Annotated in this window: 16 protein-coding genes; 9 read left to right on the top strand and 7 right to left on the bottom strand. The window is 75.7% G+C overall.

The genetic code is table 11. The annotated features are described in order from the left end of the window. The first annotated feature begins 49 nt into the window (after nt 1-49). The 4 genes from OO48_RS27700 (at nt 50) to OO48_RS27715 (ending at nt 3,967) form a co-directional block, all read left to right on the top strand. On the top strand, nt 50-1,021 hold the full coding sequence (locus tag OO48_RS27700; protein ID WP_033221118.1) for an amino acid permease: 972 nt from the start codon (nt 50-52) through the stop codon (nt 1,019-1,021). Between the two features lie 64 nt (nt 1,022-1,085). Next, entirely contained in the window at nt 1,086-1,457 is a 372-nt protein-coding gene (locus tag OO48_RS34605) for a hypothetical protein (protein WP_157845551.1), read from the top strand. 17 nt (nt 1,458-1,474) lie between these two features. After that, a complete protein-coding gene (locus OO48_RS27710; protein WP_033221120.1) occupies nt 1,475-2,833 on the top strand; it encodes a dipeptidase in 1,359 nt (452 codons plus the stop codon). Nucleotides 2,834-2,848: 15 nt separating this feature from the next. Continuing rightward, nucleotides 2,849-3,967: an aminopeptidase P family protein gene (locus OO48_RS27715; protein ID WP_033221122.1), complete on the top strand. Its 1,119-nt coding sequence runs from the start codon at nt 2,849-2,851 to the stop codon at nt 3,965-3,967. Between the two features lie 38 nt (nt 3,968-4,005). On the opposite strand, the gene OO48_RS27720 is transcribed toward OO48_RS27715, so the two are convergent. Next, on the bottom strand, nt 4,006-4,887 hold the full coding sequence (locus tag OO48_RS27720) for a LysR family transcriptional regulator (RefSeq protein ID WP_033221123.1): 882 nt from the start codon (nt 4,885-4,887) through the stop codon (nt 4,006-4,008). Nucleotides 4,888-4,987: 100 nt separating this feature from the next. Between OO48_RS27720 and OO48_RS27725 the strand changes: the two genes are divergently transcribed. After that, the gene (locus tag OO48_RS27725; RefSeq protein ID WP_033221125.1) at nt 4,988-5,359 is read left to right on the top strand and encodes a YybH family protein; all 372 of its coding nucleotides are present in this window, start codon (nt 4,988-4,990) and stop codon (nt 5,357-5,359) included. A gap of 188 nt (nt 5,360-5,547) precedes the next feature. Then, nucleotides 5,548-6,756, top strand: a complete 1,209-nt coding sequence (locus OO48_RS27730) for a L,D-transpeptidase (protein ID WP_157845552.1) — start codon at nt 5,548-5,550, stop codon at nt 6,754-6,756. 33 nt (nt 6,757-6,789) lie between these two features. Here the strand turns inward: OO48_RS27730 and OO48_RS27735 are convergent, their stop codons facing one another. From OO48_RS27735 to OO48_RS27745, 3 genes are all read right to left on the bottom strand, one after another. Beyond that, a complete protein-coding gene (locus tag OO48_RS27735) occupies nt 6,790-7,719 on the bottom strand; it encodes a GlxA family transcriptional regulator (protein WP_033221128.1) in 930 nt (309 codons plus the stop codon). 66 nt (nt 7,720-7,785) lie between these two features. Continuing rightward, entirely contained in the window at nt 7,786-8,319 is a 534-nt protein-coding gene (locus OO48_RS27740) for a GNAT family N-acetyltransferase (RefSeq protein WP_245194828.1), read from the bottom strand. Further along, nucleotides 8,316-8,891, bottom strand: a complete 576-nt coding sequence (locus tag OO48_RS27745) for a helix-turn-helix domain-containing protein (RefSeq protein ID WP_033221129.1) — start codon at nt 8,889-8,891, stop codon at nt 8,316-8,318. Before OO48_RS27745 ends, OO48_RS27740 begins: the two co-directional genes overlap by 4 nt. Before the next feature lie 92 nt (nt 8,892-8,983). On the opposite strand from OO48_RS27745, the gene OO48_RS27750 reads away from it, so the two are divergent. Further along, nucleotides 8,984-9,766 (top strand): SURF1 family protein, encoded by a 783-nt coding sequence (locus OO48_RS27750; protein WP_033221130.1) that lies wholly within the window; start codon nt 8,984-8,986, stop codon nt 9,764-9,766. Between the two features lie 12 nt (nt 9,767-9,778). Here the strand turns inward: OO48_RS27750 and OO48_RS27755 are convergent, their stop codons facing one another. Continuing rightward, on the bottom strand, nt 9,779-10,408 hold the full coding sequence (locus tag OO48_RS27755) for a hypothetical protein (protein WP_033221131.1): 630 nt from the start codon (nt 10,406-10,408) through the stop codon (nt 9,779-9,781). Between the two features lie 34 nt (nt 10,409-10,442). Continuing rightward, nucleotides 10,443-12,266: a S9 family peptidase gene (locus OO48_RS27760; RefSeq protein WP_033221132.1), complete on the bottom strand. Its 1,824-nt coding sequence runs from the start codon at nt 12,264-12,266 to the stop codon at nt 10,443-10,445. Nucleotides 12,267-12,429: 163 nt separating this feature from the next. Here OO48_RS27760 and OO48_RS35480 point away from each other — a divergent pair, with 163 nt between their 5' ends. Next, on the top strand, nt 12,430-12,972 hold the full coding sequence (locus OO48_RS35480) for a DUF6197 family protein (RefSeq protein ID WP_051732938.1): 543 nt from the start codon (nt 12,430-12,432) through the stop codon (nt 12,970-12,972). An 87-nt stretch (nt 12,973-13,059) separates the two neighbouring features. On the opposite strand, the gene OO48_RS27770 is transcribed toward OO48_RS35480, so the two are convergent. After that, complete coding sequence (locus tag OO48_RS27770) at nt 13,060-13,875, bottom strand: helix-turn-helix transcriptional regulator (RefSeq protein WP_033221133.1); 816 nt, start codon at nt 13,873-13,875, stop codon at nt 13,060-13,062. Between the two features lie 158 nt (nt 13,876-14,033). Here OO48_RS27770 and OO48_RS27775 point away from each other — a divergent pair, with 158 nt between their 5' ends. Beyond that, nucleotides 14,034-14,792: an SDR family oxidoreductase gene (locus tag OO48_RS27775; protein ID WP_033221134.1), complete on the top strand. Its 759-nt coding sequence runs from the start codon at nt 14,034-14,036 to the stop codon at nt 14,790-14,792. Nucleotides 14,793-14,815: the final 23 nt, after the last annotated feature.

Raw genomic sequence — 14,815 nt, forward strand, 5'->3', positions numbered from 1 at the left:
GGGTGGGGGGCGGGCCCCGGTGGGCGGGGTCGCTTCGAGGAGGCGGTGGGTGAGCGCGGCGGATGTGCCGAGTCCGGACAGGGGGACGGCGGCGGTTGCGGCGGAGCGGGTGAAGGCCGTGGCGGTGCCCAGGACGACCCGGGTGACGCTGGCGCTGATGACCACCGGTTCGGTGGCGAGTCTGCGGTCCGCGCCGACGGTGGCGGTGTACGGGCCGGCGGGCGTGTTCCTGTACGTGGTGCCGGCGATCGTGATCATGGTGCTGCACTGGACGGGCGTCTGGGTGTCCTCGCGCGGGACGGGTGCGGTGGCGAGCCCGGTGCTGATCGTCAACAACTTCCTGAGCTACTCGGGCATGGAGATGAACGCGGTGCACGTCTCCTCGCTGAAGGACCCGGGCAGGGAGTTCCCGCGCTCGATGTTCCCGGCAGTCGGGATGGTGCTGTTGATCTTCATCCTGCCGGCGCCGGCGATCAGCTGGGTGGTGCCGGCCGACCAGCTGTCGCTGACGGCGGGCGTGATGCAGGCGTTCGACGCGTTCTTCCAGTACTTCCACATCGGCCGGCCGACGCCGCTGATCGCGGTGGGCCTGGTCGCGGCCTCGCTGGGCGGCATGCTGACCTGGCCGGCCGGCCCGTCCAAGGGTCTGCTGATGATCTCCCGGCAGGAGGGCTACCTGCCGCCGTCGCCGCAGAAGCCGAACAGCCACGGCGTGCAGCAGAACATCCCGGCGGCGATGCGGCTGCGGAAGCTCCAGCCGGACCACCCGCGCGGCTTCCGCGCCCCGGCGCCGGGGGTGCTGTGCGCAGTGGGCCTGCCGGCGTCGGCGGCGGCGGCGATGGTGATCGGGTTCGTGCCGTCCTCGCAGTTCGGCGGCGGCGGCGTCCGGGCGTACGTCGGGATCATCGGCGGCGGTCTGCTGCTGCTGGGCGTGATCATCCCGTTCGCCTTCCTGAAGGCCGGCAAGCCCCGGTGGCGCGGCCCCGCCGCCGCCGCGGCCGTGGCGGGAGGAACGGCATGAGCACCACCCGGATGGCCTCGCAGCACAGGTGGATCCACGTCGGCGCGATCGTGGTGCTGGTGCGATGGTGGTGGTAGTGGGCCTGCTGTCGTTCACCCAGCAGCACGACACCGACGAGTCGTTCCGGAGGGCCGACGAGCTGGTCTCGAAGCTGCAGGAGAACGGCTGCCCGACGCCGGACCGGGAGCAGGTCGCCCGGACGCCGGGGACGGACGGCGGCGCGGTGTGCGAGGACCCGGCGAGCGCGCTGAAGACCGGGCTGCACCGGGTGCCGATGTCCGACGGGGCGGCCGGGCCCGGGCAGCGGCCGGTCATCGTGGCCTCCCGGGCGGTGCAGGCGGAGGAATCGATCCTGGGCGTCTACTGTCCGGACCAGCCGGCGGGCTACCAGGAGAAGATCAAGGACATCAAGACCGACGACACGGTCAGGGACTGAGGGTTGAGGCAACGCCGATGAGCACCGACACCGAACTCGCCGCCCGCATCGCGGCGCTGATGCCCCTGGCCCGGCGCGACCTGGCCGAACTGGTCGCCATCCCGTCGGTCGCCGACCCCCGGCAGCAGCCGCCGGAGCGGTGCCGGGAGGCCGCCGAGTGGGTGGCCGCCGCGTTCGCCGAGGCCGGCCTGCGGGACGTCCGGCTGGTGGAGACCCCGGACGGCAGCCACGCCGTCCTGGGGCACCGCCCGCCGCCGCCCGGCGCACCGACCGTGCTGCTGTACTGCCACTACGACGTGCAGCCGCCGCTGGACGACGCCGCCTGGATCACGCCCCCGTTCGAGCTGACCGAGCGGGACGGGCGCTGGTACGGGCGCGGCGCGGCGGACTGCAAGGGCAACATCGTCATGCACCTCACCGCGCTGCGGGCGCTCGGCGACGACCTGCCGGTGGGGATCAAGCTGGTCGCCGAGGGCTCGGAGGAGCAGGGCACCGGCGGCCTGGAGGCGTACGTCCCGCAGCACCCCGAGGACCTGCACGCGGACGTGCTGCTGGTCTGCGACACCGGCAACGCGGCGGTCGGGGTGCCGACCGCGACCACCTCGCTGCGCGGCCTGGCGAACGTCGTGGTGACGGTGGAGACGCTGGAGTCGGACGTGCACTCCGGCATGTTCGGCGGCCCGGCCCCGGACGCGCTGGCCGCGCTGATCCGGATCCTGGACTCGCTGCGCGACGCCGAGGGCGGCACCCGGATCGACGGGCTGGACAACGGCGGGACGTGGGAGGGCGTCGGGTACGACGAGCAGCAGTTCCGCGCGGACGCGGGGGTGCTGGAGGGCGTCGGCCTGACCGGCTCCGGGACGGTCGCGGACCGGCTGTGGGCGCGCCCGGCGGTGACGGTGCTGGGCATCGACTGCGCGCCGGTGGTCGGCTCGGCGGCGGCGGTCCCCGGCAGCGCCCGGGCCCGGGTCAGCCTGCGGGTGCCGCCCGGCATGGACCCGGGCGCCGCGCAGGACGCGCTGACCGCGCACCTGGTGGCGGCCGCGCCGTGGGGCGCCCGGGTGTCGGTGGCGCCGGAGTCGAAGGGCTCGCCTTTCAAGGCCGCCACCGACGGCCGGGCGTACGCTGCGCTGGACGCGGCCGCGCGGGAGGTCTACGGGAAGCCGCTGTCCTTCCTCGGGCAGGGCGGGTCGATCCCGCTGTGCAACGTGCTGGCGGCGCAGTACCCGGAGTCGGAGATCGTCCTGATGGGCGTGGAGGAGCCGCGTTGCCTGATCCACGCGCCGAACGAGAGCGTGGACCCGTCCGAGATCGAGCACATGGCCCGGGTGGAGGCGCTGTTCCTGCGCCACTACGCGGCCGCCGCCCACCGCTGAACCGAGAGGGAGCCCATGCCCGCGCCGTTCACCACCGCCGACTTCCAGGCCCGGATGGCCCGCGCCGCGACCGCCGCCGCGGACGCCGGCCTGGCCGGACTGGTCGTCACCCCGGGGCCCGACCTGACCTACCTGACCGGCTACCGGCCGACCGCGACGACCGAGCGGCTGACCGCCCTGGTGATCGCGGCCGGCGCCGAACCGGTGCTGCTGGTGCCGAAGTTGGAGCGGCCGGACGCCGAGCAGGCGCCGGGCGCGGAGGCCGTCCGGATGGCCGACTGGACGGACGGCAGCGACCCGTACGCGGCGCTCGCGCCGAACCTGGACGGTGGCGGCCGGTACGGGATCTCCGACAGCGCCTGGGCGATGCACCTGCTCGGGCTGCAGCGGACGCTGCCGGGCACCTCGTACGCGGCGCTGACGGCGGTGCTGCCGATGCTGCGGGCGGTGAAGGACCACGACGAGCTGGAGCTGCTGGCCGCGGCCGGGGCGGCGGCGGACCTGGCGTACGGGGAGATCCTGGGCGTCGACTTCGCCGGGCGGACCGAGAACCAGGTGGCCGCCGACCTGGCCGCGCTGCTCACGAAGCACGGGCACAGCCAGGTGGACTTCACCGTGGTCGGCTCCGGGCCGAACGGGGCGAACCCGCACCACGAGGCCGGGGACCGGGTGATCCGGCGCGGCGACACCGTGGTGCTGGACTTCGGCGGGCTGAAGGACGGCTACGGCTCCGACACCACCCGCACCGTGTTCGTCGGCACCGAGCCGCCCGAGGAGGTGCTCGCCGTCCACGACCTGGTGCGGCGCGCCCAGCAGGCCGCGTTCGACGCCGTCGCGCCCGGGGTGGCCTGCCAGGAGATCGACCGGATCGCCCGGAAGGTGATCACCGACGGCGGGTACGGCGAGTACTTCATCCACCGGGTCGGCCACGGCATCGGGCTGACCACCCACGAGCCGCCGTACATGGTCGAGGGCGAGACCCAGGAGCTGGTGCCCGGGATGTGCTTCTCGATCGAGCCGGGGGTCTACCTGCCGGGGCGGTTCGGCGTCCGGATCGAGGACATCGTGACCGTCACCGAGGACGGCGGGCAGCGGTTCAACGGGACGCCGCACGAGCTGGCGTTCGTGAACTGAGGGAGGGACGGGGCCGTCGGCGGGCCGGCGGCCCCCCGTCACGCCTGGAGGTGGAAGGACCGGCGCAGGGCGGAGAGCAGGGCGCGCAGGGCCGGGGGCGGGGACGGGCGGTTGACCAGGGCCAGCAGGGCCGGGGTGGTCAGGTCGGTGACGGGGACGGGGACGAGCGCCGGGAACGACTCGGCCATCGAGCGGCTGAGCACGGCCACGCCGAGGCCGCGGAGGGCCAGATCGGCGATCGCGGCGGCGGCGCCGGCCTCCAGGGCGATGCGCGGGGTGAGGCCGCGGGCGGCGCAGTCGCGGTCCAGGACGGCGCGCAGGCCGGTGCCCCGGGGCATGCAGACCAGCGGGTGGGCGAGCAGGGCGGCGAGGTCGGGGGCGGGGGCGTCCAGCAGCGGGTGGCCGGGCGGGACGGCGGCGACCAGGGGTTCGCCGATCACCACGTGGGTGTCCAGGCCGTCCGGGGCGGGGGCGGGGCGGCCGATCAGGGCGAGGTCGAGGGCGCCGGTGCGGACGGCCTCGGTGAGCTGCTCGGAGTCGTCCTCCAGCAGGGCGAGTTCGACGCCGGGGTGGGCCCGGTGGAAGGCGGCCAGGCCGTCGAAGAGCGGGGTCAGGGTGCAGCCGGCGACCATGCCCAGGCGCAGGCTCCCGCGCACCAGGCCGGTCACCTCGCCGACCGCCTGCCCGACCGCGCGGGCGGCGTCCAGCGCCTGCCGGGCGTGCTCCAGCGCGGCCTTGCCCGCGACGGTGAGCGTCACCGCGCGGGCCGAGCGGTCGAACAGCTCGGCGCCCAGCTCCCGTTCGAGCTGCCTGATCTGGGCGCTCACCCCCGACTGGCTGATGTGCACCCGTTCGGCGGCGCGGGTGAAGTTGCGCTCCTCGGCGACCGCGACGAAGTACTCCAGCTGCCTCAGTTCCATGAGTGTGGATTCTAGTTCACAACAAAACCAGCTGATGGACTTCTGACAGCGGCGGGAGGAGGGTGGAGGGGAAGCAAACGACGACGAGGAGGAACGGGCGATGGGCGAGTACGAGAAGGCGATGCGGCCCGAGGACCTGACCCGGCTGTTCGTGGAGCGATCCAACGCGGGCGACGCCGCCGGGGTCGCGGCGCTGTACGAGGAGAACGCGGTGATGGCGTACCCGCCCGGGCAGGTGACGGTCGGTCGGGAGGCGATCCGGGAGCTGTGGGAGAAGGTCCTCGCCCACCGCCCGCAGTTCACCCCCGAGCCGCCGCTGCCGACGCTGGCCGCCGACGGCATCGCGCTGACCGCCACCCCGCCGAAGGACGGCGCCGGGGCCCGCGCCCAGGTGGTGCGGCAGCAGCCGGACGGCAGCTGGCTGCGGCTGCTGGACCAGCCGGAGTTCCAGCGCCCGGACGGGGAGGGCTAGGGTCCGGGCCCGCCTGGCCGGCGCGCGCGCCGGCCGGTCTGGCGGAACCCGGCGACCGGTCGGGGCCGGCCCGTCCGACGGCCGTCGCGCGGCCGTGCGGAACCGTGACACTTCTCCGGGGGTCCGGCCGAAACCCGGCCGCCCCTCCGTGCGTGTACCTCTTCCGGAAAGACCGGACGGAGGGGGCCGTGGTGCGACGGATTTCGATGGTGGGCGCGGTGCTGGGCGGGGCGCTGCTGCTGACCGCGTGCGGTGGCGGCGGCGGTGACAGCGCCGGCGGCGGTTCCGGCGCGCCGGGCGGGGGCGCCGCGAGCTCCCCGGCGCCGGCGAAGGCGTCCGCGGCCGTGCTGTCGATCGAGCCGGGGGACGGCGCGAAGGACGTGGCCCCGGGCGCGGTCAAGGTCTCGGTGGCGACCGGCAGGCTGACCGGGGTCACCGTCACCGGCCAGGACGGCGAGCCGGTCGAGGGCGCCGTCGCCGCCGACGGCCTCACCTGGGCCCCGGCCCCGGGCGGCCTCGCGGTCGGCTCGACCTACCGGGTGGAGGCCCGGGCCGCCGACGCGGACGGCGTGGCCGCCACCGCCACCAGCACCTTCACCACGCTCGTCCCCAAGCGGACGGTCAAGGTCGAGGACAACGTGGTGACCGGCGAGGACTTCGGCGTCGGCATGATCGTCTCGGTGAACTTCGGCGGCGTGAAGGTCACGAACAAGGAGGCCGTCGAGAGGGCCGTCGTGGTCGAGGCCTCGGACGGCACCGAGGTCAGGGGCCACTGGTTCGACGGCGACACCCGGCTCGACCTGCGCCCCGCCGCGTACTGGAAGCCCGGCACCACCGTGCGGGTCCACCTGCGCACCGAGAGCGTGGAGCTGGCGCCCGGCGTGTACGGCGCGACCCGGCGCGACGAGCACTTCACCATCGCCCGCTCCCGGATCAGCGAGGTCGACGCCCGCACCCACCGGATGGTGGTCAGGGAGGACGGCAAGCCCGACCAGACCGTCGCGATCGTCGCGGGCACCGACGACAACCCGTCCTGGAACGGCACCATGGTCATCTCGGCCAAGAGCCGGATGGAGAAGATGACCTCCGAGGGCCAGACCAACCTCAAGGGCCCGGGCTACGAGGCGCTGGAACCGCACGCGATGCGGCTGACCACCTCCGGCACCTACCTGCACGGCAACCCGCAGGCCCGCGGCGTGGCCGGCCGCGCCAACATCAGCCACGGCTGCATCGGCCTGCCCGACACCCCGGAGGGCAGCGACGACACCCCCGGCGGCCAGGTCTACAACGCCTCGAAGGTCGGCGACGTGGTGATCGTCCGGAACTCGGTCAAGACCGAGCCGCTCGACCCGGCCAACGGCCTCAGCGGCTGGACGGTGCCCTGGTCGCAGTGGTGACCCCGGCCTGAACCGGCGGGCCCGCGGCGGCTCTCAGCGGGTGCGGCGGCGGTAGTCGGCCGGGGTGGTGGCCAGGGTGCGGGCGAAGGCCCGGCGCATCGCCTCGGCCGAGCCGTAGCCGCAGGAGCGGGCGACCTGCTCGACGCCGTCCCGGCTCTCCTCCAGCCGGCGGCGGGCCGCCTCCAGCCGGGCCCCGGCCACGTACCGGCCGGGGGTCATGCCGACGTCCGAGGCGAAGACCCGGGCGAACTGGCGCGGCGACAGCGAGGCCCGGCGGGCCAGCGACTCCACCGACAGGTCCTCCTCCGGGTGCTCGACGATCCAGCGCTGCACCTCGCGCACCGAGTCCCGCTCGGCGAGCTGCGCCGACAGCTGGGCGGAGAACTGGGCCTGGCCGCCGGGGCGGCGCAGGAACACCACCAGGCTGCGGGCGACCGCCAGCGCCACCTCCCGGCCCAGGTCCTCCTCGACCAGGTGCAGCGCCAGGTCGATGCCCGCGGTGACGCCCGCCGAGGAGAGGAACCGGCCGTCCCGGACGTAGATCGGCTCCGGGTCGACGGTCAGCTCGGGGTACCGGTCGGCCAGCGCCGCGCAGTGCCGCCAGTGGGTGGTGACCCGGCGGCCCGCCAGCAGGCCGGCCGCGGCGAGCAGGAAGGTGCCGGTGCAGACCGAGACCACCCGGCGGGCGTCGGCCGCGAGGGCGCGGATCCGGGCGAGCAGTTCGGGCGGGGCCTCGCCGCGGGCCCCGGCGCCGCCCGGCACGAGCAGGGTGTGCGCGGGCCCGGCCAGGTCGAGGTCGGTGTCGGGCAGCAGGGTCAGCCCGCTGCTGCTGCGCACCGGCCGACCGCCGGGCGAGGCGGTGGTGACGGAGTGCCCGGCGCCGTGGAACACCTCCAGCGGGCCGGTGACGTCGAGGCTCTGCACCCCGTCGAACAGGACGATGAGCACGCTGCGGGTCGGCATGTCCCCAGGTTGGCGGACCGGCCCGGTGGCAGCAAGGACGCGCACCCCACCTTTCCTGCCACGGGGTCAGTGGTCGAGGCGCTTGTAGTAGTAGGTGGTGTCGGCGAGCACGCCGTCCGGTGCGGCGGCGTGGCCGGGGACGGTGCCGAACGCCGTCCAGCCGGCGGTGCGGTAGAGGTGCTCGGCGGGGCTGTCGGTCTGGGTGTCGAGCAGCAGCAGGGTCACGCCGCGCTCCCGGGCGGCCCGCTCGGCGTGCGCCAGCAGGCGGCGGCCCAGGCCCGCGCCGCGGGCGTCGCGGTGCACCAGCAGCTTGGCGACCTCGGCGCGGTGGCGGCCGTTGGGCTTCTCCTCGCGGACCAGCGAGACGGTGCCGAGCACCCGGCCGGTGCCGTCCTCGGCGGTCCACAGCAGCCTGCTGCCGGCGGCGACGGACGGGCGCAGCCCCGCCCACCAGTCGGCGGCCTCGCGGTGGCCGGTGCCGGCCAGGAAGCCGACCGAGGCGCCGCCGGCCACCGCGTCCAGCAGCAGGTCGGCGAGGGCGTCGCGGCGGGCGTCGAGGGCCTCGGGGGTGAGCGGGCGGACGGTCACGGTCGGGGTCACGGCAGCACCAGCGCGATCAGGTAGCGGACGGGGTCGGGCCCGGGGCAGTGGAACCCGGAGGTGCCGTGCAGCCGGTAGCGGAGGCAGTCGCCCGCGGCGAGGCGGTGCGCGGTGCCGTCCAGCTCCAGTTCCAGCGCGCCGTCCAGCACCCACAGGTGGTGTTCCAGGCCGGGGACGGGCGGGGCGGCGTAGGAGACCTCCGCGCCGGGCGGGAGGGTGCCCTCGACCAGTTCGGCGCGCAGCCCCGGGTGCGGGGGCGAGACCGAGCGGCGGGCGAAGCCGGTGGCCGGGTCGTGCCAGCGCGGCTGGTCGTCGGCGCGCAGCAGGCCGGGCGGCTCGGCCTCGACCTCGGCGAGCAGCCGGGAGGCGGTGCGGCCGTGCGCGGTGCAGAGCCGGCCGAGCTGGGCGGCGGTCGGGCTGAGCTCGGCGCGCTCCAGCCGGGAGAGCGTGGAGCGGCTGATGCCGCTGCGGCGGGCGAGCTCGTCCAGCGACCAGCCGCGGTCGGCGCGCAGCGCGGCGAGGCGGGCGGCCAGGCGGCGGCCCTCCTCGTCCGGGGGTTCGTCCTGTCCCATATCCGGGATGCTATCCCTGATACGGGACGCGGCGGAAGCGGGGCCGCCGACCCGCGGTCATCCGGGATGTCAGGAATGGTTACCTTGGTGGGGTGTACCGGTTCCTGCTCAGCCCGCGGTGGCTCGTCGGCACGGTCGTCGCGGTGGCGGCGGTCGCGGTCTGCCTGATGCTGGGCACCTGGCAGCTGGACCGCTTCGAGTCCCGGGTGTCGACCCACCAGGAGAACGGCCGGGCGGCGGCCGCGTCCGCCCGGGCCGAGGCGCAGCCGCTGGCGGCGGTGCTGCCGGACGGCGCGGCGAAGGTCGGCACCGACACCGTCGGCCGGACGGTGCGGGTCACCGGCGCCTACGACGGCGCGCACCAACTGCTGGTGCCGGGCCGGACGGTGGACGGGCGGCAGGGCTACTACGTGCTGACCCCGCTGGTCACCGACGGCGGCCGGGCGGTGGCCGTGGTGCGCGGCTGGGCGGCGGGCGAGCCCGGCGCGGCCCCGGGCGCGCCGGCCGGGCAGGTCAGCGTGACGGGCCGGCTCCAGGCCCCGGAGAACAGCGGCAGCGGCGGCGCGGTGGCGGGCGGCCTGCCCGCCGGACAGCTGGGCACGATCAGCCCGGCCACCCTGGTCAACGTGCTGCCGTACCCGGTGTACGACGGCTGGCTCGCGGCGGACGACGCCCCGGCCGGCCTGGCGTCGGTGCCCACGGTGCAGCCGCAGGGCGGGGACGGGCTGAGCCTGCGGGCGTTCCAGAACCTGGGCTACACCCTGGAGTGGTTCGTCTTCGCCGGGTTCGTGGTCTTCATGTGGTTCCGGCTGGTCCGCCGCGAGGCCGAGGCCGTCCAGGACCGGGCCCTCGGACTGGACCCGGTCCTGGACTGACTCCCGGCGCCGTCAGCCCGTCTTCGAGGCGGACGCGGACGGCGACGCCTTGCCGCCCGGCCCGGCGGAAGCGCTCGGACTCGGGCTGCCGCACGGCGCCGCGCCGGTCGCCCCGGCGCCGGCGGAGGGCCGCGGCGGGGCGGCGCTCGCCCCGGTGCCGGTCGGGCGGGGTGCGGGCGTGCCGGTGGCCGGGGTGGCCGCGGGCAGCGCGCTCGGGGCGGTGGCGCAGTCGTCGCCGAAGCCGCCGTCGACGAAGCCCGGCGCGGGCGAGGGGTTGCCGCAGTCGTCGACGTAGTCGTCGCTGCGGGTGGAGCCCGAGGTGCGGTGGTGGTAGTGGTGCACCACGGTGGTGCCGCCCCCGGTGTAGTGCGTCGTGCTGGAGCCCTGGCTGCCCGAACCGCCCGAGCTCTTGGAGCCCTTGGAGGTCCGGCTGCCGCTGGAGCCGCCCTTGGAGCCGCGCCCGCCGCTCTTGGCCAGCACGACGCTGCCGTCCCCGCCGGCGGCCAGCACGACCCCGGTGTCGGCCGCGGGGGCGCCCGCCGCCTGGACGCAGCCGTGGCTGTCGCCGTTCGACGAACAGCCGGCCGCCGTCAGCAGTACGGCGCCGACCGCGACGGCGGCCAGTGCGCTGCGTCCACCCATCAGTTCTCCCCCTCGTCGGCCGGTCCTCCGCGGCTCACCGGACGGTGCCGGGTGCCAGGTGGCGCCGGACGAAGTCGATCTCCAGCCGGAGCTGCTTGATCCGCTCGTCGACGACCAGCGATCCGTGCCCGGCATCGTAGCGGTAGACCTCGTGGACCTTGCCGAGCTCCTCCAGCCTCCGGACGTAGTTGTCGACCTGCCGGATCGGGCAGCGCGGGTCGTTGACGCCGGCGCTGATGTACACCGGCGCCTTGACCCGCTCGACGTACGTCAGCGGGGAGGAGGCCCGCCAGCGCTCGGGGACCTCCTCGGGCGTGCCGCCGAACAGCGTGCGGTCCAGGGACTTCAGCGCCTCCATCTCGTCCTCGTACGCGGCCAGGTAGTCGCCGACCGGGACGGCGGCCAGGCCGAGCGTCCAGTGGTCGGGCTGGGTGCCGAGGCCGAGCAGGGTGAGGTAGCCGCCCCAGGAGCCGCCGGAGAGCACCAGCCGGTCCGGGTCGGCCAGGCCGGAGGAGACCGCCCACTCGCGGACCGCGCCGATGTCCTCCAGTTCGATCAGGCCGACGCGTTCGGTGAGCGCGTCGGTCCAGGCCCGCCCGTAGCCGGTGGAGCCGCGGTAGTTGACCCGGACGACGGCGAAGCCGTGGTCGAGCCAGGCGGCGGGCCCGGCGGCGAAGGAGTCGCTGTCGTGGTGGGTCGGGCCGCCGTGCACCTCGAACACCGTGGGGTGCGGGCCCTCGCCCGCCGGGCGCTGCACCAGGGCGTGCACCCGGCCGCCGGGGCCCTCCACCCAGACGTCCTCGACCGGCACCGAGCCGGGCGGGACGGAGCCGGGGGCGCGCAGCACCACCGCGCCGGAGGTGGAGCGCACCGCGGACGGCTCGGCGGCCGAGGACCAGAGGAACTCCACCGTGCCGTCGGGGCGGGCGGTGGCCCCGGCGACGGTGCCGCGCGGGGTGTCCAGCCTGGTCAGCTCGCCGCTCTCCAGGTCGTAGGAGAACAGCTCCGAGCGGGCCTCGTACTCGTGCTCGATCAGCAGCGAGCGGGCGTCCGGACGCCACTGCGCGGACAGGTCGCCGGGGAACGGGCGGCCCCGCTCGTCGCGCAGGACGAGTTCGGTCTCGGTGCCGGCCGCGACGTCCCACAGCATCGGCTCCCAGCGGCCGCCGCGCTGGTGGGCGACCAGCAGCCGGGTGTCGCCGTCGGCGGGCGCGAAGCCCAGGCAGGCGACGCCGCGCGGCTCGTCGCGGCCGGTGACCTCGTCGAGCTCGGCGACGGTGGCGCCGTCCGCCAGCCGCAGCACCCGGATCGCCGAGTGCATGGCGTCGCCGTGCTCGGTGTGGTCGACGGCCAGCAGGGCGCTGTCGTACGAGAGGTCGCCGACGCCGCCGTACTCGGCGTGCCGGTAGACCACCTCGGGCCCGGCGGCGCCCGGGCGGCACAGGTACAGGGTGGTGCCCTCGTCGTCGGTGGAGGTGCCGACCACCACGGTGCCGTCGCGGCCGAGCGCCAGGCCCGCCGAGTAGGCGGCGGGCACGCCCGGGGCGGCCTCCTCGTCCGGGCCGCCGGCGAAGGGCTGGCGGCGCCAGACGCCGAACTCGTCGCCGTCGGTGTCGTCGAACCACCAGATCCACTGCCCGTCGGGGGAGAGTTCGGCGTCGGTGGTGCCGTTGGGGCGGTCGGTGACCCGGCGGTGCCGGTCGGTGGAGCGGTCCCACGCGTAGACCTCGTAGGTGCCGGTCGCGTTGGACACGTACAACGCCCGGTCGGGTGCCTCGTCCGCCCAGTCCGGCAGGGACACCCGTGCCGCCCGGAACCGCTGCTCCCACGCCGGGACGGCGTTCGTCTGCTCGTTCATGCGCTCATCCAACCCGATGGCGGGGGGTGATCGGAACGGGCGGGACGGGGGCGGGGAGGGGGCGCGGGGCGGGTGCGGACACGGAGCCGGTGCGGTGCGGCCGCTGACGGGACATCGACGGTAACGTAACAAATACGGACATAATGACCGGAGGAGTCCTGCCGTGACCGTCCCCGCGCCCCCGTTCGACCGGCTCGACGCACACGAACTCGCCCAGGCTCTGGGCCTGGTCGAGGAGATCGAGCAGTACCTGGCCGGGCTGCCCGCGCCCGTGCCCCCGCCGCCCCCGCCGGCGAACCCGCACGGCGGCTTCCGGCAGCCCTGGAACCACGGCCACCCGCTGCCCCGCCGCTCGCTGCTGGACCTGCTGGCCCGCCGCCCGGCCCGCCCGGTGGAGGTCACCGTCGCCGGACACCTGCGGCTGACCTCCCGCTACCTCGCCGAGGCCGGCTGGACGCAGGGCGCGCTGTGGGACGCCCGCGGCCGGGTCTGCCTGCTGGGCGCGCAGGCCGCCGTGCTGGCGCACGGCTACGGCACCGCGTACACGGTGCGCCGGGCCCGCGCCCAGGTGATGGAGGTGCTGCACACCACCGGACGCGCCGTGCCCTCCCCCGACGTGTGGAACGACCGCCCCGGCCGCCGGCAGGCCGAGGTGCACGCCCTGCTGGACCGGGCCGGGGCCCGGGCCCGGCTGCTCGGGATCTGACGGCCCGGGATCCGAGGGACGGCCCGGGATCCGACGGCCCGGGATCCGACGGCTCCGGGGCCGTCAGCCCCCGGGGCGCGGCTCCGTTCAGGCCGGGACGGACGCGGTGAGCGCGGCCAGCCGCTCGGCGGTCACCGAGCCCGGCTCGACGGTGTACACCACCAGCAGCAGCCCGGGCTCGCCGGGCGGGGCGAGCGTCTCGTAGCCGAAGTCCAGCTCCCCGGCGCGCGGGTGCAGCAGCAGCTTGCGCCCGGACGTCTTCTCCCGGACGCCGTGCCGGGCCCACAGCTCGGCGAACAGCGGGCTGCCGGCCGTCAGGTCGGCTACCAGCGCGGCCAGTTCGGGGTCGTCGGGGTGCCGGGCCGCGTCCAGCCGCAGGTAGGCGACCGTCTCGGCGGCGACCCGCTCGAACTCCGGGTACAGCCGGCCGCCGCTCTCGGTGAGGAAGGCGTGCCGGGCCATGTTCCGCTCGGCGGGCGGCAGTCCGGAGAAGCCGATCACCGCGTCGGCCGGGGCGTTCCAGGCCAGCACGTCCATGCACCGGCCGAGCACGAACACCGGCGTGGCCACCGAGTCCAGCACCAGCCGCAGCCCGGGCCTGATCCGCCGCGGCGTGCGCCGGTAGGTGTCGCGCGGCGGGCGGGCCAGGTCGTGCAGGTGGCCGCGCTCGGTGGCGTCCAGCCGCAGCACCCGGGCCACCGCGTCCAGCACCTCCGCGGAGACGCCGTCGCCCCGGCCCTGTTCGAGCCGCACGTAGTAGTCGACGCTCACCCCGGCCAGCCGCGCGACCTCCTCCCGCCGCAGGCCGGGCACCCGGCGGCGGCGGCCCAGCTCGGGCAGGCCCACGTCGGACGGCTGGATGCGGGCGCGGCGCTGTCGCAGGAACTCCCCCAGTTCGCTCATGGCGTCGACGATACGGCGCCCGCCGCGAAGGTGGTTCTCCCGGACCCAGGAAAACCCCGGCACTGGGTAGGGCCGCCGCCGGCGAACAGACTCGTACCCGTCAGCAGGAAGCGGGCCGCGGAACGCGGGACCCGCGGCGAACGAGGAGAGCGATTCCCATGGGCTACCCCACCCTGAACACCCGGACCGCCGTCGTCACCGGTGCCGCCAGCGGCATGGGCGAGGCCGTCGCCCGGCAGCTGGTCGCCGACGGCGCCCGGGTCGCGCTGCTGGCCCGCCGGGCCGGCCGGCTCGCCGAACTGGCCGCCGAACTCGGCCCGAACGCGCTCGCGGTGCCCGCCGACGTCACCGACCAGACCTCCGTCGACGCCGCCCGTGAGCTCGTCCACGAGACCTTCGGCCGGGTCGACCTGCTGGTCAACTCGGCCGGGGTGATGCTGCCCAACCCGATCGACGACGGTCGGATCGACGAGTGGTCCCGCATGATCGACACCAACGTGACCGGCGCGCTGCGGATGATCCGCGCCTTCGGCCCCGACCTGGTCGAGGCCGCCGCGACCGGCGCCACCGCCGACCTGGTGGACGTCTCCTCGATCGGCGCGCACGTGGTCTTCCCCAACTACGCGGTGTACGGCGCCACCAAGGCCGCGCTGACCCAGCTCTCGGCCGCGCTGCGCAGCGAGTACGGCCCGCGCGACGTCCGGGTCACCAACATCGAGCCCGGCCTGACCGACACCGAGCTGGGCACCCACATCGACAACCCGGCGCTCGGCCCGGGCGGCCAGCTCGGCGCGATGTTCGACGCGATCGGCCCGCTGGCCGCCGCCGACATCGCCGACCTGGTCGCCTACGCGGTCAGCCGTCCCCGGCACGTGAACCTGCGCCAGCTGGTGGTGCTGCCGACCCGTCAGGCCTGACCCGCCGACCTGACCCGCCGGAC

The organism is Kitasatospora phosalacinea, from assembly GCF_000716545.1.
GTDB lineage: Bacteria > Actinomycetota > Actinomycetes > Streptomycetales > Streptomycetaceae > Kitasatospora > Kitasatospora phosalacinea.